We start from the raw sequence: 22426 nt of genomic DNA on the forward strand, positions 1-22426 counted from the left end.
AGGCTAACTGAAGAGCGGGAGCGTTGCCAGAGGGAGAAGAGGGCGCGCGCTCAACTCAGGAACGGCTTTGCCTTCATCGTCGCCGGCACCGGCACGCCGAGGCGCGCAAGCACCGTCGGCGCGAGCTGCAACTGATCGAGCAGCGTACTGGCTTCCGGACCCTCGCCGGATCCGAAGTAGTAAAGTGCGAAATCCTGCATCTCCTCGTCGTGGCCGCCATGATGGCCGCGATCGGTCTGGCCATGATCGGCGGTGACGATCACCTCGTAGCCGGCTTCCCGCCAGCGCGGCAGGAAGCCGGCGAGCATGGCGTCCATTGCATAGACGGCATGATCCATCTCGTGGCAGTCATGGCCGAAGCGGTGGCCCATCGAGTCCAGAGTACAGCTGTGCAGGATGCCGTAGTCGATGCCGTAGCGCCCGGTCAGCATGGTCAACGTCGCGAACAGGTCGACGTCGCTCGGTGTCATCTGGTTCCTGGCATTGTAGCCGGTCATGGTGTGAAACCGGCCATGGCTGATCGGCCTGCCCGGCTGGTCGAACTCCATGTCCTCGACCAGATCGAACGGATAGGCCCGGAAGAATTCGGACCAGTAGGAGTGGGTGACCGCACCGGTCTTGCCGCCGGCCCTGCTGACTTCGGAAAAGATGTCCGGCTGTTCGACGCGAAACCGGTTCTCGTTCGACAGGATACCGTGCATTTGCGGCGGCACGCCGGTGTGGATCGAGGCATAGCAGGATGCCGAGGTCGACGGCAGCACGGAGCGCATTTTCCATACGCGGGCTTCGCCTGATTGCACCCAGCCTTCGAGATTGCCCATCAGCCGACGCCAGTTCCGGTAAGGCACGCCGTCGAGGATGATGAGCAATAGTTTTGTGTTGAGCGCCAAGGGCGCCTCCATGCGGCTTAATCGGACAAGTCAGGGCCGGCCTGCCGTTCAATCCACGCCCGGACAGGATCGTCGGGCGCAAAGTGCGGCCCGCTAGTTCCCCGCGCTGGCCATGCGCCGTCCCTTGATCGCCTTTTCCAGCCAGCCGATCTCCATTTCGGGCACCGACGATAGCAAAAGATCGGTGTAGGCATCGAAGGGCGGCGTCAGCACCTTGCTCTTGGCCCCGTAGCGCACCACTTCGCCGCGATACATCACGGCGATCGAATCGGCGATCGACTTCACTGTTGCGAGATCATGGGTGATGAACAGATAAGCGACGTTTTCCTCTTTCTGCAGCTCGAGCAGCAGCTCCAGTATGCCGTGGGCGACCAGCGGATCGAGCGCCGATGTCACCTCGTCGCAGATGATCAGCTTCGGCTTGGCGGCGAGCGAACGGGCGATGCAGACGCGCTGCTTCTGGCCGCCCGAAAGCTCGGCCGGATAGCGGTCGACATAGCCTTTACCCATTTCGATCTTGTCGAGCAGTTCGGCGACGCGTTTGTCGCGCTCGCGCCCGCGCATCCCAAAATAGAATTCCAGCGGCCGGCCGATGATGGTGCCGACCGTCTGGCGCGGGTTCATCGCCACGTCGGCCATCTGGTAGATCATCTGCAGTTGGCGAAGATCCTCTTTCGGCCGGTCGACAAGCCGGTTGGCGAGCGGCCGTCCGTCGAAGGTGACGGTGCCTTGTTCGGGCGGCAAGAGGCCGGTGATGGCGCGCGCCAGTGTCGATTTGCCGGAGCCGGACTCGCCGACCACCGCCAGCGTCTGGCCGGCGAAAATATCGACCGAGACGTTCTTCAGCACCTTGATGTGACTGCGGCCATAGGCGGCGGTGATGTTCTTGACCGACAGGAACGGGCTCGTGCCGGGCTTCTGCTCCTGGTGTTCGATCTCATGCACCGAAACCAGCGCGTTGGTGTATTCCTGGCGCGGCTCCTTGATGATCTGGCGGGTGCCGCCCCATTCGACCAGCCGGCCGTGGCGCAGCACCATGATCTCGTCCGAGACCTGGGCGACGACGGCAAGATCGTGAGTGATGTAGAGCGCCGCGACATGCGTGTCGCGGATGGCATCCTTGATCGCCGCCAGGACATCGATCTGCGTGGTCACGTCAAGCGCCGTGGTCGGCTCGTCGAAGACGATCAGGTCGGGTTCCGAGCATAGCGCCATTGCCGTCATGACGCGCTGCAGCTGACCGCCCGAGACTTGGTGGGGGAAGCGCTCGCCGATGCTTTCGGGGTTCGGCAGGCTGAGCTTCTTGAACAGCGCCACGGCGCGCTTTTCGGCTTCGGCCCGCGTCGCCGTGCCGTGCAGGAGTGCTGCCTCGACCACCTGGTCCATCAGCCTGTGCGCCGGATTGAAGGCGGCTGCCGCCGATTGCGCGACATAGCAGACCTCGCGGCCGCGCAATTTGCGAAACCCTTCGTTGCCGCCCTTCAGGATGTCGCGGCCATTGAGGATGACCTCGCCGCCGGTGATGCGCACGCCGCCGCGGCCGTAGCCCATCGACGACAGGCCGATGGTCGATTTGCCGGCGCCGGACTCGCCGATCAATCCGAGCACCTTGCCCTTTTCGAGCGTCAGCGAGACATCGTGCACCAGCACGATGTTCTTCGGCGCCTCACCAGGCGGATATACCGTGGCCTCGATGCGCAGATTGCGTATGTCGAGCAGCACGCCGGACTTTGGTTGCCCGGGCTTCGGTTGCCCGGGCTTCGGTTGCTTGTCAGCCATTACCCGCGTCCTCCCTTCAGGCTTGTCGTGCGGTTGAGCACCCAGTCGGCGACGAGATTGACGGAAATCGCCAGCGCTGCGATCGCCGCCGCCGGAATGAGGGCGGCGCCTATGCCGAAGACGATGCCATCCTTGTTTTCCTTGACCATGCCGCCCCAATCGGCGTCCGGCGGCTGCACGCCAAGCCCGAGGAAGGACAGCGTCGACAGGAACAGTACGGCATAGATGAAGCGCAGGCCGAGTTCCGAAACCAGCGGCGACAGCGCATTGGGCAGGATTTCCCGGAAGATGATCCAGCCGCTGCCTTCGCCGCGCAATTTGGCCGCCTCGACATAGTCCATGACGTTGATATCGACGGCGACCGCCCTCGACAGGCGGTAGACGCGGGTCGAGTCGAGAACGCCCATGACCAGGATCAGCGTCACCAGATTGGATGGCAGCACCGACAGCACCACAAGGGCCATGATCAGCGTCGGGATTGACATCAGGAGGTCGACGAGACGCGACAGAAGCGTGTCGAACCAGCCGCCGAAAACCGCAGCCGAAAAGCCGAGGATGGCGCCGAGCGAGAAGGACAGCGCGGTCGCCAGCACCGCGATGAACAGGGTGATGCGGGCGCCGTAGATCATGCGCGACAACAGATCGCGGCCGAGATTGTCGGTGCCCAGCCAATGCGCCGCCGACATCGGTTCCCAAGGGACGTCGCTGACGATCTCGGCATTGCCGTGCGGCGCGATCCACGGCGCAAAGATCGCCGCCAGCACGAACAGCGCTGTCAGCACGATGCCGACCAATGCCGGGATAGGGATGCGTTTGATGACGAGCATATCCGCCCCCCTCATTTCGGATGTCTGAGGCGCGGATTGGCGACGATCGCCGCTATGTCCGCGATGATGTTCAGGCTGATGTAGACGGCGGCGAAGATCAGCCCGACCGCCTGCACCACCGGCACGTCACGCTTGGTGACGTGGTCGACGAGGTATTGGCCCATGCCTGGATAGACAAAGATAACTTCGACCACGACGACGCCGACGATCAGGTAAGCGAGATTGAGCATCACGACGTTGATGATCGGCGCGATGGCATTGGGGAAGGCATGCCTGCGGATGACCGCGAAGGCCGAAAGCCCCTTGAGTTCGGCGGTCTCGACATAGGCGGACTGCATCACATTGAGGATCGCAGCGCGCGTCATGCGCATCATATGCGCGAGCACCACCAGGGTCAGCGCTGCCGCCGGCAGTGCTATGGCCTGAATGCGTTCGCCGAAAGGCATCCCGTCATAGACCGTGGAAATGGCGGGAAACCATTGATGTTGCACCGCGAAGAAAAAGACGAGCACATAGCCGATGAAGAATTCCGGAAACGAGGTCGAGGCGAGCGCTAACCCGGAGATCAGCTTGTCGACCCAGCCATTGCGGTAGCGCACCGCGATCAGGCCGAGGATGATCGCCAGCGGCACCGCGACGATCGCCGCCCAGAAGGCGAGGAACAGCGTGTTCCACAGCCTTCCCTTGATCGAGGTTGCGATATCCTGACCGCTCGACATAGCCGTGCCGAGATCACCGGTCAGGATGCCGCCGAGCCAACGAAAATAACGGATGTAAGCGGGATCATTGAGGCCGAGCTGCTCGCGCAGATTGGCGAGCGACTCCGGTGTCGCCGACTGCCCGAGAATGGCTTGCGCGACGTCGCCGGGCAGGATTTGGGTGCCGGCGAAGATCAGGACCGAAACGGCCAAGAGCAGCAGAATGCCCAGCGCGATGCGCTGGGCCACCAGTTTCACGATGGGTGAGGACATATCCGCAAGGCCGGGCTCAGGCTTCGAGCCAGCACTTCGCCAGAGCATATCCGTTCATCAACTCCTGATGCGGATCATCCACCCAGCCGGCGACCTTGGCGCCCGTCGCGTCGATGAACTGATTGAACATCGGCAGGATCAAGCCGCCCTCGTCGCGCACCATCACAGCCATGTCGTGGTACATTGCCTTGCGCTTGGCCTCGTCGAGCTCGGCGCGAGCCGCCAGCACCATCTTGTCGAAATCCGGACGCTTGAAACGTGTGTCGTTCCAGTCGGCCGTCGACAGATAGGCGGTAGAGTACATCTGGTCCTGCGTCGACCGGCCGCCCCAGTAGGAGGCGCAGAAGGGCTGCTTGTTCCAGACTTCCGACCAGTAGCCGTCGCCCGGTTCGCGTTTGATCTCCAGCTTGATGCCGGCCTTGGCCGCGCTTTGCTGGAACAGCTGTGCGGCATCGACGGCACTGGGGAAGGCGACGTCCGACGTCCGGAGCAGGACGGCACCGTCATGGCCCGATTTCTTGTAGTGGAACTTGGCCTTATCGGGATCGTATTTGCGCTGCTCGATCTCGGTGAATAGCGGGTACGATGCATTGATCGGGAAGTCGTTGCCGAGCGAGCCATAGCCACGCAGCACCTTGTTCAGCATCTCCTCGCGGTCGATCGCCAGCTTCAACGCCATCCGCAAGTCGTTGTTGTCGAACGGCGCGGTGTCGCAGTGCATGATGAAGACGTAGTGGCCGGGTCCCGAATGGTTGCGGATGGTGACGCCGGGCACGCGCTTGATCAGATCGACGATCTTCGGCTCGACCCGGTTGATCATGTTGACCTGGCCGCCCTGCAGCGCCGCCGTGCGGGCCGTGGCGTCGTTGATGACGATGATCTCTATCTGGTCGGCATGGCCCATCTTGTCGCCCTGCCAGTAATTGGCGAAGCGCTCGCCGCCATGGCGCACGCCGGGCTCGTTGGTGGTGACCTTGTAAGGACCCGCCGAGATACCGGCATCGGCCTTGTCCTTGCCGCCGTTCGGCTGGATGATTAGGTGATAGTCGCTAAGCAGATAGGGCAGGTCGGCATTCGGCTCCTTCAGCGTCAGCACCACTTCCTTGCCGCTGGCCTTTATGCTCTCGATGCCTTTCATGTAACCGAGCGCGCCGGACTTCGACTTCTCGTCCGAATGGCGTTCGAGGGTGGCGGCCACGTCCTCTGCGGTCACCTTCTTGCCGTTGTGAAACTCGACGCCATCGCGGATCTTCAGCGTCCAGGTCTTGGCGTCGTCCGACGAGCCGATCTCCTCGGCAATGCGGTTCTCGAGCTTGCCTTCGGGAGACAGTTCGACGATCAGTTCGCCCCACATCTTGCCGAAGGCGAACGGCACCTGCGTCATGAACAGCGCCGGATCGAGACTGTTGGTGGACTCGCCACCGACCAGGCCGGCCTTGAGCGTGCCGCCCTTGACCGGACCCGCCGCGCGGGAAGCGCTGGATAGCAGCGAATTGGCGAAGGTTGCGGTGACGCCGAGCGCTGCTGCCCGGCCGAGAAAATCGCGACGGCTCAGCTTGCCGGACGCAACGCGCCGGCTCAGATATTCCAGTTCGTTCGACATGTTGAGTTCCTCACTCTGTTGGTCCGACCTTATGGTCGTTTTTCTCATTTCAATCGGGAGAATAATGACCGTAAGGGAAAGCGGTAAGCAAGACCGAATGCGACATGCCGTGGCGTAAATCGTGCGTCGCAATTGGACCAATCGCTATAAGCGCTCAAAGCAGCACGCGCGGGATTTTCTCCTCGAAATTGCGCTCGAAGACCAGTTTCTCGCCTTCATAGGCTTCAATTCTGGCGCTAACCACGAAGCTTTGCGCGTCGGACCGCATTTCGGCGAAGGTTTCGGTGCGCACCGACCATCCATTTCGCGACAGCGTCTGGCTCCAATGCGTCTTGCCCGAGGCTGACAGCGGATTGTCAGGATGGATCGCCCATGTCTCCCTGGCGATGCTCCCGTGGGCGAGGCCATGCTCCAGGTCGCGCACCTCACCGAAATCGTCGACGATGGAAACCGTAATCATTCCGGTCTTTTCGTCGCGATCGACATGACGCTCGGAATTGGCGGGCCGAAGCGTCTCCGTTGCCCAGGGCGCAGCACCTTCGGGAGCGGGGAAGGTGACCTCGTCGCCTGTCGCTGGCGGGCGTACCGGCAGCATCAATGTCGCGGCCGACAATTCCAGCCGGACCGGCTCCGGCGACGGCCAGATCATCGGCCAGTAGGCGTTCGAAACGGCAACGCGCAGGCGATGGCCGACCGGCACGCGATAGGCGCATTGGTCGAGCACCACCCGGGCGCTGACGGTTTCGCCGGGCACCAGCGCTTCGGGAAATTCGTGCGAGTTGCGATGCGTCAGGTTGAGCACGCCGTACGAGATCAGCTCCGATGCCCCGTCCGGATGGACGTCGCACAGCCGAACCGCGATGTTCGCCTGGCGCCGGTCCGACGAGACCCTGACCACAACTTCGGGAGCACCGACAATGTCGACCGTTTCGGTCAGCACCGGCTGGTCGAAGCACACCGACAGCGCATCGTCGGGGCGCTGGTCACCCGGCAGTTCCGGGCCGAAGGTGAAGGGGAAATATTCGCCGCCGGCGAGGCCGCAGCTTTGCGGCGAAGCGACGATAGCGTGGTTGCCTTCAGCGATAAGCTCAACCTCTTGGGTCTTGATGTTGGGCGACGGCCATTCCGATTCAGCGACCCAGCGGCCCGGGCGCTCGGGATGCCAGCGCGCCGGACGCACGCTGTCCATGACATAGGCGCGGTAGGCGGGGTCGGCCTCGACGCCGGTGTCGATGTCCTTCAGCCAGCGGTCCCACCAGCGCAAGGCCTCCTGCAGGAAGCCGATGCGCGGTTCGGGCGCGGCGTAATGCGGGTATTTGTGGATCCACGGGCCGACGATGCCCTTGACCGGCGCCTCGATATTGACGGCGAGATGGGAAATCGTATTGCGATAGCCATCATGCCAGCCGCCGATCGACAGCACCGCGGCATGGATGGCGGAATAGTCCTCGCAGATCGAGCCGCGCTTCCAATAGGCATCGCGATGCTGGTGCTTCAGCCACAGCGGTGCCAGGAATGGCTGGTTCTCCAGCCTGGTCAGCCACAGGTCGCGCCATCTGTTGTCGCCGGCCAGCAACGGATCCGGCGGCCTTGACGAATAGGACAGCATGGTCGAGGCCCAGCCGAAATTCTCGATCAGCAGGCAGCCGCCCTTGTAGTGGATGTCGTCGGCATAGCGGTCGACCGTCGAACAGAGACTGATGACCGCCTTCAGCGCCGGCGGCTGCTTGGCTGCTACCTGCAGGCAGTTGAAGCCGCCCCACGAAATGCCCATCATGCCGACATTGCCGTTGCACCAGGGCTGGTCCGCCGCCCAGGCGATGACGTCGCAAGCGTCCTGCAATTCCTGCTCGGAATATTCGTCGTCCATCAGCCCTTCGGAATCGCCATTGCCGCGCATGTCGACGCGGATCGAGGCGTAGCCGTGGCCGGCAAAATAGGGATGCGTCAGCTGATCACGATAGATCGTGCCGTCGCGCTTGCGATAGGGCAGGTGTTCGAGGATTGCCGGCACTGGATCGTCGGCAGCATCGGCCGGCATCCACACCCGCGCCGACAGCCGGCAGCCGTCCGGCATGATGATCCCCATATCCGGAAATTCGACGATCTTTCGTGGGAATTCAGTGACGATTTTCATGCGGGCGAACTCCAGGAGCGCCAGATGATGGAGCCCGTGAGAGCGCGTCATGGGCCAGTCAACGAATTCGGCTGGTCAATCCGCGTCAATTCAGCGGTATGTCGTTTTCGGCCTTGCTTGCTTGATAGGCGGCGGACAATTCGTCATAGCGCGCTGATATTGCGCCGATACGCGCTTCCAGCCGCTCGCGCTCGGCATCGGGCAGCGAGCGCACCAATTTGCGGATCGAAAAGCTCTTCCAATAGGCATTCTCGGCATTGTAGCCGCCGGGATCGAGGGTGAAGACCTCTTTCAGGATCTTCAAATCGTGCGGGATGTCGAAGCTGTCGCGCGAGTCTTCGTGGCTGAACAGATAGAAGAAATTGTCGAAGCCGGTCCAGGTGATCGCCGACAGGCAGAGCGAGCAGGGTTCGTGCGTGGCAAGAAAGATCGCGTCCTTGGTGTCGACGCGTTCGGCTTTAGGCATTTCGTAGAAGCGCTTCAGGCAATGCACCTCGCCGTGCCAGAGCGGGTTTTCGGTCTCGTTGTTGGTTTCGGCAAGCACCAGCGAGCGGTCGTCCTTGCGCAGAATGGCCGCGCCGAACAGCTTATTGCCGTGCGCGACGCCTTCGACGGTCTTCGGCACGATGTCGTGCTCGATGACGTCGAGCAGTCGGTCGATCAGCGAAATGTCGGTCATCATCTAATCCCGTCGGGAAGATCGATCTCGTAGGCGTGCGAGAAATGGCACTCTTCGAGATTGGAGCCGTCGCCGCCGCGGTCGACGACCACAAAATCCTGGACATCGCCGATCGGCGTCAGCACTCCGTGCCACAGATTGCGCGGATAGTTGATGCCTTGCCCGGGCGCGGTGATGAAGGCATGCGGCTCGCCCGGGCCCTCTTCGCCGTCATGGCAGACGACGACCAGGAACGGCCGTGGTGACAGCGGGATGAAGGCCTGGCTGCCAAACGGATGGCGCTCCACCATGGTAAGCTTCAACGGCAGCTCATAGGGCGTGCCACGCACCATCGAGATCAGCACGCGCGCATTCGGCCCTCGTGCTTCCGCCGTGGCGAGGTCATGGTAGCGCTCAGCCTTGCCGCCATTGATCGGATAATGGTTGTCGCCGCCCATATCGATGACGTCGCCGAATTCGGCGAAATTCTCGCGGGTCAGCGGCCGCGCGACGATGCGGGTCATGGTGTGGGTCTCACGACGCCGGCGCTGCCAAGCTTGGCGTGGCGGTTGACGTCCTTATAGAGGAGATAGCGGAATTTGCCCGGCCCGCCGGCATAACAAGCCTGCGGGCAGAAGGCGCGCAGCCACATATAGTCGCCGGCTTCGACTTCGACCCAATCCTGGTTGAGACGGTAGACCGCCTTGCCCTCCAGCACATAGAGCCCGTGTTCCATGACGTGCGTCTCGGCGAAGGGAATGACCGCGCCAGGCTCGAGCGTGACGATGGTGACATGCATGTCGTGGCGCATGTCGGCCGGATCGACGAAGCGCGTCGTCGTCCATCGGCCTTCGGTACCCGGCATTGGCGTCGGCGCGATTTCCTGTTCGTTGGCGAAGAACGCTTGCGGCTGGTCGATGCCGTCGACTGCGTCATAAGTCTTGCGGATCCAGTGAAAGCGGACGGCGGCACCGCTTTCATTGCGCACCGTCCACCCGCTCGCCGGCGGCAGGTAGGCAAAGCCGCCCGGCCTTAAGCTATGTTTCTTGTCGGCAAGCGAAACGCATAGCTCGCCTTCGACTACGAACAGGGCACCTTCGGCGGCGGCGTCAAGCTCGGGGCGGTCGCTGCCGCCGCCGGGCGCGAGCTCGACGATATATTGCGAAAACGTCTCGGCAAAACCCGACAGCGGCCGCGACAGCACCCAGACGCGTGTCCCATCCCAGAACGGCAAAGCACTGGTGACAATGTCCTGCATCACGCCTTTGGGGATCACGGCATAGGCCTGTGTGAACACAGCGCGGCCGGTCAGCAATTCACTCTGGCCGGGATGTCCGCCCTGCGGCGCATAATAGGTTCGCTCGGCCATTTTCATCATATCCATAAATTCAAGCCTGTTGCGGAAGCCAGGGCATATGGCGGCAGCCAAAGCCTATTGCGGAAGCATGTCCTTGAGACGAAGCAGCGCGATGCACTCGACCTGTCTGCAGGCGGTTTCGAATTCGACGTCGTGGCTGTTGCCGATACGCGCCTCGAACTCGGCCAGGATCTCCGCCTTGGTCTTTGCTTTCACCGCAATAATGAAGGGGAAACCGAAACTGGTGACGTAGGCGGCATTGAGTTTTGCGAACAGCTCGCGCTCCTTCTCGGTCAGCGCGTCGAGCCCTGCCGAAGCCTGTTCCCTCGACGATTCCGCCGTCAGCCGCTTGGCCTGTGCCAGTTTTCCGGCAAGATCGGGGTGGGCATTGAGCACGGCAAACCGCTCGGCCTCGCTGGCCGCGCGAAACACGCGGCAGAGCGCGTTGTGCAGGCCGCCGGCACTGTCATGGGCCGGGCCGAGCTCCAGCTCATAAGCGCGCTCGGCAACCCACGGCGAATGCTCGAAGACGCCGCCGAATGTGTGGACGAAGGCCTCGAATTCCATTTTCGACGGGCGCAGCGCCGGCAACCGGAACGGATGCGTCTCCTGCCAGTGTTTTGCAATGTCGATGCGTCGTGCCAGCCAGACCTTGTCATGCGATTTGACGTAGTCGATGAAGCGCTTCAGTGCCGCGACCCGGCCCGGGCGGCCGACCAGGCGGCAGTGCAGGCCGATGTTCATCATACGCGGCCGCCCTGCCTTGCCCTCGGCATAGAGCGTATCGAAACTATCCCTGAGATAGGCAAAAAACTGGTCGCCCGAATTGAAGCCCTGCGGCGTGGCAAAGCGCATGTCGTTGGCGTCGAGCGTGTAGGGTATGATCAGCTGCGGTTTCGCCGTGCCATCCGGCACCACTTGCTCGAACCAGTAGGGCAGCTCGTCGTCATAGGTATCCGACACATAGTCGAAGCCGCCCTCTTCCGCCGCCAGCCGCACCGTGTTGATCGAGGTGCGGCCGGTGTACCAGCCGGTCGGCCGCGCTCCTGTCACCTCATAATGCAGCCGGATCGCCGCCTCCATGTCGCGGCGCTCGTCTTCCGGGGTATGGTCGCGGTAGTCGATCCATTTCAGCCCGTGCGAGGCGATCTCCCAGCCGGCCTCCTGCATCGCCGCAACCTGGTCGGGCGAACGCGCCAGGGCCGTGGCGACGCCATAGCAGGTGATCGGCACCTGTGCCTCGCTGAACAGGCGCAGCAATCGCCAGAAGCCGGCTCGGGCGCCGTATTCGTAGATCGATTCCATGTTCCAATGGCGCTGGCCGGGCCAGGGCGCGGCGCCGACGATCTCCGACAGGAAAGCCTCCGAAGCCTTGTCGCCGTGCAGGACGCAATTCTCGCCGCCCTCTTCGTAATTGACGACGAACTGCACCGCGACATGCGCCCCGCCGGGCCATTTCGGATCCGGCGGATTGGCTCCGTAGCCGCGCATGTCTCGTTCGTAACGCATTCTCGCTCCTGCCGGAAATTGTGATCAGGATAGTCGAAAGGAGTGCCGGCGCATTCCCCCGAAATTTTTGAAAGTGTTTTTGTCGCGCTCCGCTCGACCGGGACTTATGCATCGCCTTTAATTGGCGCACAATTCATGAATAGTGTTCGACCGTTCAGGGAATGGAGCAGCCAGTGGCGGAAACGTCGAAAGCCGAAGGCGGGCGCCTGACGACCCACGTCCTCGACACTGCGGCCGGCAAACCGGCGGCCGGTCTGTCGATCGAGCTCTATCATCTTGACGGTCAGGCCCGGACGCATCTGAAAACGGTCGTCACCAATCATGACGGCCGTTGCGATGCTCCGCTGCTTGCCGGCGCGGAATTCCGCACCGGCGAATACGAGCTGGTCTTTGCGGCCGGCGATTATCTGCGCGGGCAAGGGACAAAACTGGCGGAACCGGCCTTCCTCGACCATGTGCCGATCCGCTTCGGTATGGCCGAGCCGATGCACTATCATGTGCCGCTGCTTCTGTCGCCGTACGGCTATTCGACCTACCGGGGAAGCTGAGATGGCAGGGATCAAGACACGCAACGAAATCCGCTTCATCCTCAATGGCGAGGACGTCGCGCTCGGCACGATTGCACCCGACCAGACCCTGCTCGACTGGCTGCGGCTCGACCGCTCGCTGCGCGGCACCAAGGAAGGTTGCGCCGAGGGCGACTGTGGCGCCTGCACGGTGCTGGTCGGCAGGCTCTCCGGTGGAACACTGGTCTATGAAAGCGTCAATGCCTGCATCCGCTTCCTTGGCTCGCTAGACGGCACGCATATCGTGACCGTCGAGCATCTGCGCGGCGACGCAGGAAAACTGCATCCCGTGCAGCAGGCCATGGTCGATTTCCACGGCTCGCAATGCGGCTTCTGTACACCGGGTTTCGTCATGTCGCTTTATGCTCTGTGGATGCGGGCGCCGGAGCCGTCGGACGCCGCCATCGAAAAGGCGCTGCAAGGCAATCTCTGCCGCTGCACCGGCTACGAGGCGATCATGCGCGCCGCACGTGCCATCTCCAGCTACGGCACGGCGGCAAAGGATCCGTTGGCGGCGGAGCGCAAGGCAGTCACGGCCAAGCTCGAAGCGATGAAGGACGGTTCGCGCATTGAGATCGGCTCCGGCAACAAGCGGCTGATCGTGCCGGCCAATGCCGACGATCTGGCCAGCGTACTCGTCAAGGAGCCGGGCGCCACTATCGTCGCGGGTTCGACCGATGTCGGCCTTTGGGTGACCAAGCACATGCGCGATATTGCGCCGGCGGTTTTCATCGGCAATCTCGATGGTCTGTGCGGGATTTCCGAGGACAAGGGCGTCATCTCGATCGGCGCCGGTGTCACCTATAGCGAAGCCTTCTCGACGCTGGCGAAACGCATCCCGGCGCTCGGCCCGCTGTTCGACCGCATCGGCGGCGATCAGGTGCGCAACATGGGCACCATCGGCGGCAATATCGCCAACGGTTCGCCGATCGGCGACACGCCGCCGCCGCTGATCGCACTCGGTGCCCGCCTGACGCTGCGCCGCGGCGACAAGCGTCGAACGATCCCGCTCGAGGAGTTTTTCATCGCCTATGGCAAGCAGGACCGGCAGCCCGGCGAATTCGTCGAGGCCGTGCATGTTCCGGTGCCGGGCAGCGAGACGAAATTTGCCGTCTACAAGATCACCAAGCGCCGCGACGAAGATATCACAGCAGCGCTAGGCGCGTTTTTCCTGAAGCTCGCCGAGCATGGCACGGTGGCGGATGTGCGCATCGCCTATGGCGGCATGGCGGCAACGCCGAAGCGAGCCTTTGGCGTCGAAAAGGCATTGCTTGGCAAGCCCTGGACGGAAGCGACGGTCGAGGCGGCGATGGCCGCGTATGCCGGCGATTTCACGCCGCTAACCGACATGCGGGCAAGCGCCGAATACCGGGCGCTGGCGGCGCGCAACCTGCTGCTGCGCTTCTTTGCCGAAACCACCGGCACCCGGGCGCCGATCCAGGTATCACGGCACGAGGCGGCATGATGAACAAGCACGCCACGCCAAACCTGAAGGCGCAAAAAATCGCCGGCGGCGTCGCCACCGACCAGCGCCATGATTCCGCGCACAAGCATGTCAGTGGCACGGCCGTCTATATCGACGACATGCCGGAACCGGCCGGCACGCTGCACGGCTGCCTTGGGCTTTCGACGGCGACGCATGCCACCATCACCAGCATGGACCTGTCGGCGGTGCGCGCCGCACCCGGCGTCATCGACGTGCTGACGGCGAGCGACGTGCCAGGCGAGAACGACATTTCGCCGACCGGCCGTCACGACGAGCCGGTGCTGGCCGACGGCAAGGTGCAATTCTTTGGCCAACCGATCTTCTGCGTCATTGCCGAAACCCGCGAGCAGGCGCGCCGTGCAACGAGGCTGGCCAAGGTCGAATACAAGGAATTGCCGTTCGTCGCCGATGTCGGTGAGCTCGATCCCCGGAAAGATAAGCTGGTCACGCCGCCGCTGACGCTGAGGCGCGGTGATGCAGCGGCTGCGATCAATGCGGCGCCGCGCCGGCTGAAGGGAAAAATGCGCATAGGCGGCCAGGAGCATTTCTATCTCGAAGGTCATATCGCCTTGGCCATCCCCGGCGAGGACCACGACGTCACCATCTATTCCTCGACCCAGCACCCGAGCGAAATCCAGCACATGGTCAGCCATGCGCTGGGTGTGCCGAGCCATGCGGTGACGGTGGAAATCCGCCGGATGGGCGGCGCTTTCGGCGGTAAGGAAACGCAAGGCAATCAGTTTGCGGCATTGGCCGCTATCGCCGCGAAGAAACATCATCGGGCCGTGAAAATCCGGCCTGACCGCGACGACGACATGATCGCCACCGGCAAACGCCACGATTTCCTCGTCGACTACGAGGTCGGCTTCGACGACGAAGGCAATATTCTGGGCGTAGATTTCATGTTCGCGGCGCGCTGCGGCTTCTCGGCCGACCTCTCCGGCCCGGTCACTGACCGCGCGCTGTTCCATTGCGACAACACCTATTTCTGGCCGGCGGTGCACGCGCAATCGGCGCCGCTCTACACCAATACGGTATCGAACACCGCCTTTCGCGGGTTCGGCGGCCCGCAAGGCATGGTCGGCGCCGAGCGCGTCATCGACGAAGTCGCGTTTGCCGTCGGCAAGGACCCGCTCGAAATCCGCAAGAAGAATTTCTACGGCACCAGCGACCGCAACATCACTCCCTACCACCAGACGGTCGAGGACAACATCATCCACCGCATCGTCGCCGAGCTGGAGGCGAGTTCCGACTATGCGAGGCGCCGCCGCACCATCGATGCTTTCAATGCCAACAGCCGCTTCATCAAGCGCGGACTGGCGCTGACGCCGGTCAAGTTCGGCATCTCGTTCACCGCCACCCATTACAACCAGGCCGGCGCGCTGGTGCATGTCTATACCGATGGTTCGGTGCATCTGAACCACGGCGGCACCGAGATGGGGCAGGGCCTCTATGTCAAGGTGGCGCAGGTTGTGGCGGAAGAGTTCCAGATCGACCTCGATCAGGTCAAGATCACCGCGACGACGACCGGCAAGGTGCCGAATACCTCGGCCACCGCCGCGTCTTCCGGCTCCGACCTCAACGGCATGGCGGCGCAGAATGCCGCCCGCCAGATCAAGGACCGGTTGACCAATTTTGCCGTCGAGAGATACCAGGTGCCGCGCGACCAGGTGCTGTTCCTGCCCAACCGCGTGCGCATCGGCAACCAGGAGATCGCCTTCGCCGATCTCGTCAGGCAGGCTTATATGGCGCGCATCCAGCTTTCTGCGGCGGGTTTCTACAAGACGCCGAAAATCCATTGGGACCGCGACAAGGGCGAGGGCCATCCCTTCTACTATTTCGCTTACGGCGCCGCGTGCTCGGAAGTGTCTGTCGACACGCTGACCGGCGAATATATCGTCGAGCGCACCGACATCCTGCACGAAACCGGCCGCTCGCTGAACCGCGCCATCGACCTCGGCCAGATCGAGGGCGGCTTCATCCAGGGCATGGGCTGGCTGACAACGGAGGAACTGTGGTGGGACGACAAGGGGCGGCTGCGCACCCATGCGCCATCGACCTACAAGATCCCGCTCGCGTCGGACCGGCCGAAGATTTTTAATGTGACTTTGGCCGACTGGGCGCAAGCAGGCGAGCCGACGGTGTACCGCTCCAAGGCGGTCGGCGAGCCGCCCTTTCCGCTCGCAATGTCGGTGCTGCATGCGCTGTCGGACGCAGTGGCGAGCGTTGCCAGCCACAAGATCTGCCCGCGCCTCGACCCGCCGGCCACGCCGGAGCGTGTGCTGATGGCGATCGAACGGCTGAAGCGGGAAGCCAAAACCGGCACTTGAATCCCGGAAAACGTGCAATTCAGGCCGAAAAACTCTATATTTCCCGATAGGGAACGCAAATGATGAACGCGAAAGTGCAGAGCCTGAAAGCCTTTCTTGCCGGCGCCGGCCGGGTCGCCTTCGTTGAGGTGGCCCGGACAAAAGGTTCGACGCCGCGCGAGACGGGTGCCTTCATGCTCGTCTCAGGATCGGCCACTTTCGGTACGATCGGCGGCGGCCAGCTCGAATACATGGCGATCGACAAAGCGCGACAGATGCTTTTCTCCCCCCTTGAGGGGGAGATGGCCGCGGAGCGGCCAGAGGGGGTCGTTTCAGAAGGTACCGCCAGCGCGTCGAGCACTGCCGCGGCGACCCCACCCGGCGGCTTCGCCGCCACCCTCCCCTCAAGGGGGAGGGATATCCGCGCCACCCTCGACATCGCGCTCGGCCCAGACATCGGGCAGTGCTGCGGCGGCAGGGTCGAGCTGCTGATCCAGCTAGTCGACCCCGCGCGTGAAGCCAAGCTGGTTGCGGCGGCGGAAACCGAGGAAGCGCAGCGACCGCATGTCTACATCCTCGGCGGCGGCCATGTCGGCCAGGCGCTGGCCTCCGCGATGGCCTTGCTGCCGGTGCATGTCGTCGTTGTCGAGACGCGAGCCGAGGCGCTCAAAGGCATGCCGGAAGCGGTCGAAACCAAGCTGACGCCGATGCCTGAGGCGATGGTGCGCGAAGCCCCGGCTGGATCCGCCTTCGTCGTCCTGACACATGACCATGCGCTGGACTTCCTGATCGTCGCCGAGGCGCTGAAACGCCGCGATGCCGCCTATGTCGGCATGATCGGCTCCAGGACCAAGAAGGCGACCTTCCGGAACTGGTTCCTTAAGTCGGCGGACGGAAGCGAGGCGGAATTTGCCCGCCTCGTCTCGCCGATCGGCGGCGATGCGGTGAAAGACAAGCGCCCGCAAGTCATTGCAGCGCTCGCCGCGGCCGAGATTATGACGGCGTTGGCCGGCCATGCGGCGGCACCGTCCGCTCAGTCCAAAGCCCCTCACCGCAAGGCGATGGCTGGCTGACGTTTTGGCTATTCGTTCTCCTGCGTGTGCGCCTCAAGGAACCACAGCAATTTGTCGAGCGAGCGTGAATAGGCGGTGAAGATGTCGGCGGTGTCGGCATCGCCCGCGCCGGCCGCCTCGTCGATCGCCGCGCGTGCCCGCTTGGCGGTTGCGGCATAGCGGTCGATCAGCGCCGCCAGATGATCCCGGGTCTTGTGGATGTCGGTCGGATAGGCCTTGAGCATAGTCGCCTTCGACACCTCTTGCGATGTGCCGAGCGCCGTCCCGCCGAGCTGTACGGCGCGCTCGGCAATGGTGTCGACATGGCCGTCGAGCTCCTCGCGGAACGTGTCGAGCATCTCGTGGATGGCGATGAATTGCGGTCCCTTGACGTTCCAGTGCGCCTGCTTGGTGATCAAGGCCAGATCGATGGCGTCGGCGAGGCGGGCATTGAGAAGATCGATACACTCTTTCTTGGCATTGGATTGCAGGTCGTTGCGGGTGGCGATGGCATCCATGATCGGCTCCTGTGGCGGTTGCGTCCGCTTGGTTTGAAAAGAGGGCGAAGTTTGGGATGGTCAATCGAATATGCGCGCAGACGCCCTCATCGCCGCGGCACAGCATCCCAAAACGGCGATCTCCGACTTTCGTTCCGCGCGTCGTTTACGCCGGCGTTTTCAAGCCCAGATGGTCGCGCAGCGTGCTGCCTTCATAATCCTTCCGGAAAAGCCCGCGCCGCTGCAGCTCTGGCACGACAAGCGTGGCAAAGGCTTCGAGTTGGCCGGGAAAATAGGATGGCATGACGTTGAAACCGTCTGCGGCGCCGCCCTCGAAGCGTGCCTCGAGCTGGTCGGCGATCTGGGCCGGAGTTCCGACGACGCGCCAATGACCGCGCGCGCCGGCGAAATGACGGGCAAGCTGGCGAATGGACAGCTTGTCGCGGCGGGATTGCTCGATGACGAGCGCCTGCCGGCTCTGCATGCCTTCGCTGGCCGGCAGCTCGGGCAGCGGTCCGTCGATGGGATAGCGCGCGAGATCGGATATGCTGAGATAGCTGGAAAGCAGCGCGGCACCGATATCGTCCGGTATCAGCTCCTGCAGTTCGTCATGTTTTGCCCGGGCTTCCGCTTCGCTTGCCGCAACCACCGGCGCGACGCCAGGCATGATCTTGAGGTCGTCCGGCTCGCGCCCATAGGCCGCCAGCCGTCCCCTGAGGTCGTCGTAGAAAGCCTTCCCCTCCTCGAATGTCTGCGCCGCAGTGAACACCACATCGGCGGTCCGGGCGGCGAGATCGCGGCCTTCGTCCGACGCTCCCGCCTGAACCATGACCGGCGCACCTTGGGGCGAGCGCGGCAGATCGAGCGGGTCGCGCACCGAAAAGCTTCTGCCTTCGTGTCCGCCCTGGCCTTGCCAAAGGCCAGCAACCACGGCAGCGAATTCGCGCGCGCGTTCGTAGCGGTCGGCATGCGGGCGCAGACCGGTCGAGCCGAAATTGGCGGCCTCGATCTGGCTGGCGGAAGTGACAAGGTTCCAGCCGGCACGGCCGCCGCTCAGGTGGTCGAGCGACAGGAAGGTTCGCGCCAGCCCGTAAGGCTCGTTATAGCTCGTCGACGCCGTTGAGACGAGGCCGATGCGCTCCGTCTGCACCGCGAGCGCGGCAAGCAGGCTGATCGGCTCGAAGCCGATCGAGCGTGAGGTCTGGCTGGCGATATCGACATTGGCCTCACGCACGCCGGCGGCGTCCTCGCAGAAGATCATGTCGAACTTCGCCGCTTCCGCCGTCCGCGCCAGCTGGATGTAGTGATCGATGTCGATGCCGGCCGTGACATGCGCCTGCCGATGGCGCCAGGCGGCGATGTGGTGGCCTGTCGCCCACAGGAAGGCGCCGAGCTTCATCTGCCGTAGACCGGTACTCATTGCCGATCCTCCCCGGCAAGTCCGAGATGGGCGCGCAGTGTCGCCGCGCTGTAGCCGGACCGGACAAGGCCGCGGCGGCGAAGGCCCGGCAGCACGCAATCAACGAAATTGTCGAGCGCTACCATCCGCGGCATGAGAATGTTAAAACCGTCACAAGCTGTGGAGCGAAAGCACTCTTCGAGCCGATCCGCAAACAGGTCCGGGGCGGCGGCTATTTCGGCAACCACGACAACGTTCATCAGCACTTTCAGCGCCTCCGGCCTGCGCCCGAAGGCAAGCGCACGGCGCTTCAGATCGCCAGCCTTCGCCGGCTCGATCGATGGCTCATCCAGCAGGACGACATCGGCGGTGCGGGCGGCGATATACATGGCGGGCTCGGACAGGCCGGACATGACCAGCACCGGCGTGTCCTGCGGCGACCGCGCCACGTTGAGCGGCCCGCGCACGGAAAAGTATTCGCCCCTGTGGTCGAGAAGGTGCATCTTCTCGGGATCGAAGAAGCGGCCGCCAACTTTGTCGAACAGCAGCGCGTCTGCGTCCCAGCCTTTCCACAAGCCTTGCACGATGCCGATGAATTCATCGGCGCGCAGGCGGAAATCGTCGCAGGAAAACCCTTCCGGCCGGCTGAAATTGGCCGCCTCGCGCGGGTCGGGCATCATGCTCGCGTTCCAGCCGGTGCGGCCATGGCTGATGATATCGAGCGAGGCGAAACGGCGCGCGAGATTATAGGGCTGGTGGGCGACCGTCGACGCGGCGGCGACGAGGCCGATCCTGCTTGTCACCGTCGCCAGCGCCGCCAGCAAGGTGGTTGCTTCGAAGCGCATTTGCCGGTTCGGCCAGCCTGCAACCGGTGCGGAATCGCCCAGCAACACCATGTCCAGACCGGCCGCTTCGGCTTCTTGCACGAACCGCGTCAGCAGACTGAAGTCCGGGGCGGCGTCGGGCGGATGGGAAGGGGCGGCTTCCGGAGACAGTGAAACGGCGAGACACATTGTGGCGCCGTTGGCCATCGCTTTTCCCTGTTGAGCGAGATTCCTTGAGAATTATCTCGCCGGCTGGACGCAAAGCAACCGGCCAGCCGACGATCATTTGCCGGCCAGAATATCCCTGATCAGCCGCTGGCAGCGCTCGGCCATGAAATCGAGCAGCAGCCGCACCTTCGGATCCTGCAGCTTCTTGTGCGGGTAGACGGCGGCGAACTGCACCGGCGTCGGCGGCGTGTTGCTCAGGATCACCTTCAGCCGCTGGTCGCGGATAAACGGCTCGACCTCGAAGCGCGGCTTGTTGATGATGCCGCGGCCGGACAGCGCCCAGCCGGTCAGCACGTCGCCATCATCGGTATCGTAGGGGCCGTGCACCTCGAACTTTTGCGGCCCATTCGGCGTCTGCAGTGTCCAGACATATTCGCGCGCGCCGGAATAGCGCAGCATCAGGCAATCGTGTTTCTTGCCGATCAACTCCTGCGGCTCGGTCGGCTCGCCGCGCACGTCCAGATATTGCGGAGCCGCTACCAGCACGCGTTCGCAGTCCATGATGCCGCGCATCCTGAGGCTGGAATCCTCGATGATGCCCAGCCGGAACGCAACGTCGATGCCTTCCTTCATGATATCGACATTGTGATCGGAAAGCCGGAGCCGCACCTCGATATCTGGGTACCTGTCGTGGAAATCCGGGATTCCGGATGCTACCAGCCGCCGCCCGAGGCCGAGCGGCGCTGTCACCTTTATGGTGCCGCGCGGCTGGCCGGATAGCGCGCTGACCGCCGCTTCCGCCTCGGTGACCGCCTCCAGCACCTGCTTGGCGCCAGAGTAGAACACGGTGCCGTGCTCGGTCGGCATCAATTGTCGCGTCGTGCGGTTGAACAGCCTGACGCCCAGGTGCTTCTCGAGCTCCTTGATCCGGTTAGAGGCGACCGCGGGCGAAATGCGCATGTCGCGCCCAGCCGCCGACAAATTGCCGAGCTCGACGACGCGGACGAAAACGGCGATGTTGTCGAGATAGGCCATGCGGCTTCCGTGGCTCTCATGTGGCTGCGTATGATCAGCCTAGTATTTTCCAATTTTTTTTGAAAGTCATCGTGCAGCTCGGCCCTTTCCGTTTGCGCTCCAGTCCGTAAAGTCAGTGGATCGGCAGGGACGATTTTTTCATGATGGATTTCGCGATATTCTGGGATTGGCTGAGTTTCGCCGTGCGCTGGCTGCACGTCGTCACCGGTATCGCCTGGATTGGATCGTCCTTTTATTTCGTCGCGCTCGATCTCGGGCTGCGCCAGCGTCCGGGCATGCCTGCCGGAGCCTTCGGCGAGGAATGGCAGGTGCATGGCGGCGGCTTCTACCATGTGCAGAAATATCTGGTGGCGCCGGCTGAGATGCCCGAGCATCTGACCTGGTTCAAGTGGGAATCCTACGCCACCTGGCTGTCGGGCTTCGCCATGCTGTGCGTCGTCTACTATGCCGGGGCGGACCTGTTCCTGATCGATCCGAATGTCCTTGCTATGTCGGTGCCTACAGGCATCTTGCTGTCGCTGGCGACGATCGGCGTCGGCTGGGTGGTCTACGATCTCTTGTGCCGTTCGCCGCTCGGCAACAGCGACACCGGCCTGATGCTGGTGCTGTATGGGGTGCTGGTATTCATGGCCTGGGGACTGACCCACCTGTTCACCGGCCGCGCCGCCTTCCTGCATCTCGGCGCCATTACCGCGACGATCATGTCGGCCAACGTTTTCATGGTCATCATCCCCAACCAGAAGATCGTCGTCGCCGACCTGATCGCCGGCCGTAAGCCCGATCCGAAATACGGCAAGATCGCCAAGCAGCGCTCGCTGCACAACAATTACCTGACGCTGCCGGTTTTGTTCCTGATGCTGTCGAACCATTATCCGCTGGCGTTCGGGACAGAGTTCAACTGGGTCATCGCCTCGCTGGTGTTCATCATCGGCGTGCTGATCCGGCACTATTTCAACACCAGGCATGCGCGCAAAGGCAATCCTACCTGGACCTGGCTGGCCGCCGCCGTCCTGTTCGTCGTCATCATCTGGCTGTCGACGGCACCGAAGCTGCTGACCGGCGAGGTCAAAACGTCCTCGGCGGCACAGGTCTACGTCGCCTCGGCGCATTTTCCCGCCGTGCGTGATACAGTGCTTGGCCGCTGTTCGATGTGCCATGCGGCGGAGCCGTCCTACGAGGGCATTTACCACGCGCCTAAGGGCGTGATGCTCGATACCGATGCCGGCATCGCCGAGCACGCCGGCGAGATCTACCTGCAGGCCGGACGCAGCCACGCCATGCCGCCCGCCAACGTCACCCAGATCACCGACAAGGAACGGGCACTGCTGGTAGCCTGGTTCGAAGGCGCGGGGAAATAGC

The 22426-nt window shown here is 63.1% G+C and carries 19 protein-coding genes; 5 read left to right on the forward strand and 14 right to left on the reverse strand.

Annotated features, from left to right (window positions below; translation table 11 throughout):
* Window positions 1–50 precede the first annotated feature (50 nt).
* The 10 genes from NKI39_RS00170 to puuE all read right to left on the reverse strand — a co-directional run bounded on the left by NKI39_RS00170 (window position 51) and on the right by puuE (window position 11731).
* A complete protein-coding gene (locus NKI39_RS00170) occupies window positions 51–890 on the reverse strand; it encodes an alkaline phosphatase family protein (protein ID WP_352830222.1) in 840 nt (279 codons plus the stop codon).
* A 93-nt stretch (window positions 891–983) separates the two neighbouring features.
* On the reverse strand, window positions 984–2669 hold the full coding sequence (locus tag NKI39_RS00175) for an ABC transporter ATP-binding protein (protein WP_352830224.1): 1686 nt from the start codon (window positions 2667–2669) through the stop codon (window positions 984–986).
* A complete protein-coding gene (locus NKI39_RS00180; protein WP_352469848.1) occupies window positions 2669–3496 on the reverse strand; it encodes an ABC transporter permease in 828 nt (275 codons plus the stop codon). The genes NKI39_RS00175 and NKI39_RS00180 overlap by 1 nt, the downstream gene beginning before the upstream one ends.
* 11 nt (window positions 3497–3507) lie before the next feature.
* The gene (locus tag NKI39_RS00185; protein ID WP_352469849.1) at window positions 3508–4467 is read right to left on the reverse strand and encodes an ABC transporter permease; all 960 of its coding nucleotides are present in this window, start codon (window positions 4465–4467) and stop codon (window positions 3508–3510) included.
* A 16-nt stretch (window positions 4468–4483) separates the two neighbouring features.
* Window positions 4484–6070 (reverse strand): ABC transporter substrate-binding protein, encoded by a 1587-nt coding sequence (locus tag NKI39_RS00190; protein WP_352830227.1) that lies wholly within the window; start codon window positions 6068–6070, stop codon window positions 4484–4486.
* A 154-nt stretch (window positions 6071–6224) separates the two neighbouring features.
* Window positions 6225–8207, reverse strand: a complete 1983-nt coding sequence (locus NKI39_RS00195; protein ID WP_352830233.1) for a CocE/NonD family hydrolase — start codon at window positions 8205–8207, stop codon at window positions 6225–6227.
* Between the two features lie 85 nt (window positions 8208–8292).
* The gene (locus NKI39_RS00200) at window positions 8293–8886 is read right to left on the reverse strand and encodes a nucleoside deaminase (protein ID WP_352540356.1); all 594 of its coding nucleotides are present in this window, start codon (window positions 8884–8886) and stop codon (window positions 8293–8295) included.
* Window positions 8886–9389, reverse strand: coding sequence for an ureidoglycolate lyase (locus NKI39_RS00205; RefSeq protein ID WP_352767343.1), 504 nt, complete (start codon window positions 9387–9389; stop codon window positions 8886–8888). Before NKI39_RS00205 ends, NKI39_RS00200 begins: the two co-directional genes overlap by 1 nt.
* The gene (locus tag NKI39_RS00210) at window positions 9386–10234 is read right to left on the reverse strand and encodes a bifunctional allantoicase/(S)-ureidoglycine aminohydrolase (RefSeq protein WP_502898520.1); all 849 of its coding nucleotides are present in this window, start codon (window positions 10232–10234) and stop codon (window positions 9386–9388) included. Before NKI39_RS00210 ends, NKI39_RS00205 begins: the two co-directional genes overlap by 4 nt.
* A gap of 63 nt (window positions 10235–10297) precedes the next feature.
* Entirely contained in the window at window positions 10298–11731 is a 1434-nt protein-coding gene (puuE, locus tag NKI39_RS00215; protein WP_352830238.1) for an allantoinase PuuE, read from the reverse strand.
* Between the two features lie 173 nt (window positions 11732–11904).
* Between puuE and uraH the strand changes: the two genes are divergently transcribed.
* From uraH to xdhC, 4 genes are all read left to right on the forward strand, one after another.
* Window positions 11905–12279, forward strand: a complete 375-nt coding sequence (uraH, locus tag NKI39_RS00220) for a hydroxyisourate hydrolase (RefSeq protein WP_352469857.1) — start codon at window positions 11905–11907, stop codon at window positions 12277–12279.
* A 1-nt stretch (window position 12280) separates the two neighbouring features.
* A complete protein-coding gene (gene xdhA / locus NKI39_RS00225) occupies window positions 12281–13762 on the forward strand; it encodes a xanthine dehydrogenase small subunit (protein WP_352830241.1) in 1482 nt (493 codons plus the stop codon).
* The gene (gene xdhB / locus NKI39_RS00230) at window positions 13762–16113 is read left to right on the forward strand and encodes a xanthine dehydrogenase molybdopterin binding subunit (RefSeq protein WP_352767441.1); all 2352 of its coding nucleotides are present in this window, start codon (window positions 13762–13764) and stop codon (window positions 16111–16113) included. Before xdhA ends, xdhB begins: the two co-directional genes overlap by 1 nt.
* A gap of 62 nt (window positions 16114–16175) precedes the next feature.
* Window positions 16176–17165, forward strand: coding sequence for a xanthine dehydrogenase accessory protein XdhC (xdhC, locus tag NKI39_RS00235; RefSeq protein WP_352830584.1), 990 nt, complete (start codon window positions 16176–16178; stop codon window positions 17163–17165).
* An 8-nt stretch (window positions 17166–17173) separates the two neighbouring features.
* Here the strand turns inward: xdhC and dps are convergent, their stop codons facing one another.
* The 4 genes from dps to NKI39_RS00255 all read right to left on the reverse strand — a co-directional run bounded on the left by dps (window position 17174) and on the right by NKI39_RS00255 (window position 21067).
* Entirely contained in the window at window positions 17174–17662 is a 489-nt protein-coding gene (dps, locus tag NKI39_RS00240) for a DNA starvation/stationary phase protection protein Dps (RefSeq protein ID WP_352830244.1), read from the reverse strand.
* Window positions 17663–17807: 145 nt separating this feature from the next.
* Window positions 17808–19061 carry an LLM class flavin-dependent oxidoreductase gene (locus NKI39_RS00245; RefSeq protein ID WP_352830246.1) on the reverse strand — a complete coding sequence of 418 codons (1254 nt, stop codon included), beginning with the start codon at window positions 19059–19061 and terminating at the stop codon, window positions 17808–17810.
* Complete coding sequence (locus tag NKI39_RS00250; RefSeq protein ID WP_352830249.1) at window positions 19058–20071, reverse strand: LLM class flavin-dependent oxidoreductase; 1014 nt, start codon at window positions 20069–20071, stop codon at window positions 19058–19060. The genes NKI39_RS00245 and NKI39_RS00250 overlap by 4 nt, the downstream gene beginning before the upstream one ends.
* A 75-nt stretch (window positions 20072–20146) precedes the next feature.
* Window positions 20147–21067: a LysR family transcriptional regulator gene (locus tag NKI39_RS00255; RefSeq protein WP_352452229.1), complete on the reverse strand. Its 921-nt coding sequence runs from the start codon at window positions 21065–21067 to the stop codon at window positions 20147–20149.
* A gap of 140 nt (window positions 21068–21207) precedes the next feature.
* On the opposite strand from NKI39_RS00255, the gene NKI39_RS00260 reads away from it, so the two are divergent.
* Window positions 21208–22425 carry a urate hydroxylase PuuD gene (locus NKI39_RS00260; protein ID WP_352614357.1) on the forward strand — a complete coding sequence of 406 codons (1218 nt, stop codon included), beginning with the start codon at window positions 21208–21210 and terminating at the stop codon, window positions 22423–22425.
* Window position 22426: the final 1 nt, after the last annotated feature.

It is taken from the genome of Mesorhizobium sp. M0664 (genome assembly GCF_040320565.1).
Lineage (GTDB): Bacteria > Pseudomonadota > Alphaproteobacteria > Rhizobiales > Rhizobiaceae > Mesorhizobium.

What these genes read in the sequence shown, in the direction of transcription:
- NKI39_RS00260 (WP_352614357.1), top strand. Translation starts at nt 21,208, where the DNA reads ATGATGGATTTCGCGATATTCTGGGATTGGCTGAGTTTCGCCGTGCGC.
- NKI39_RS00245 (WP_352830246.1), bottom strand. Translation starts at nt 19,061, where the DNA reads ATGAGTACCGGTCTACGGCAGATGAAGCTCGGCGCCTTCCTGTGGGCG.
- NKI39_RS00180 (WP_352469848.1), bottom strand. Translation starts at nt 3,496, where the DNA reads ATGCTCGTCATCAAACGCATCCCTATCCCGGCATTGGTCGGCATCGTG.
- NKI39_RS00205 (WP_352767343.1), bottom strand. Translation starts at nt 9,389, where the DNA reads ATGACCCGCATCGTCGCGCGGCCGCTGACCCGCGAGAATTTCGCCGAA.
- puuE (WP_352830238.1), bottom strand. Translation starts at nt 11,731, where the DNA reads ATGCGTTACGAACGAGACATGCGCGGCTACGGAGCCAATCCGCCGGAT.
- NKI39_RS00195 (WP_352830233.1), bottom strand. Translation starts at nt 8,207, where the DNA reads ATGAAAATCGTCACTGAATTCCCACGAAAGATCGTCGAATTTCCGGAT.
- NKI39_RS00185 (WP_352469849.1), bottom strand. Translation starts at nt 4,467, where the DNA reads ATGTCCTCACCCATCGTGAAACTGGTGGCCCAGCGCATCGCGCTGGGC.
- NKI39_RS00255 (WP_352452229.1), bottom strand. Translation starts at nt 21,067, where the DNA reads ATGGCCTATCTCGACAACATCGCCGTTTTCGTCCGCGTCGTCGAGCTC.
- xdhA (WP_352830241.1), top strand. Translation starts at nt 12,281, where the DNA reads ATGGCAGGGATCAAGACACGCAACGAAATCCGCTTCATCCTCAATGGC.
- dps (WP_352830244.1), bottom strand. Translation starts at nt 17,662, where the DNA reads ATGGATGCCATCGCCACCCGCAACGACCTGCAATCCAATGCCAAGAAA.
- NKI39_RS00210 (WP_502898520.1), bottom strand. Translation starts at nt 10,234, where the DNA reads ATGGCCGAGCGAACCTATTATGCGCCGCAGGGCGGACATCCCGGCCAG.
- NKI39_RS00200 (WP_352540356.1), bottom strand. Translation starts at nt 8,886, where the DNA reads ATGACCGACATTTCGCTGATCGACCGACTGCTCGACGTCATCGAGCAC.
- NKI39_RS00190 (WP_352830227.1), bottom strand. Translation starts at nt 6,070, where the DNA reads ATGTCGAACGAACTGGAATATCTGAGCCGGCGCGTTGCGTCCGGCAAG.
- xdhB (WP_352767441.1), top strand. Translation starts at nt 13,762, where the DNA reads ATGAACAAGCACGCCACGCCAAACCTGAAGGCGCAAAAAATCGCCGGC.
- xdhC (WP_352830584.1), top strand. Translation starts at nt 16,176, where the DNA reads ATGAACGCGAAAGTGCAGAGCCTGAAAGCCTTTCTTGCCGGCGCCGGC.
- NKI39_RS00175 (WP_352830224.1), bottom strand. Translation starts at nt 2,669, where the DNA reads ATGGCTGACAAGCAACCGAAGCCCGGGCAACCGAAGCCCGGGCAACCA.
- NKI39_RS00250 (WP_352830249.1), bottom strand. Translation starts at nt 20,071, where the DNA reads ATGGCCAACGGCGCCACAATGTGTCTCGCCGTTTCACTGTCTCCGGAA.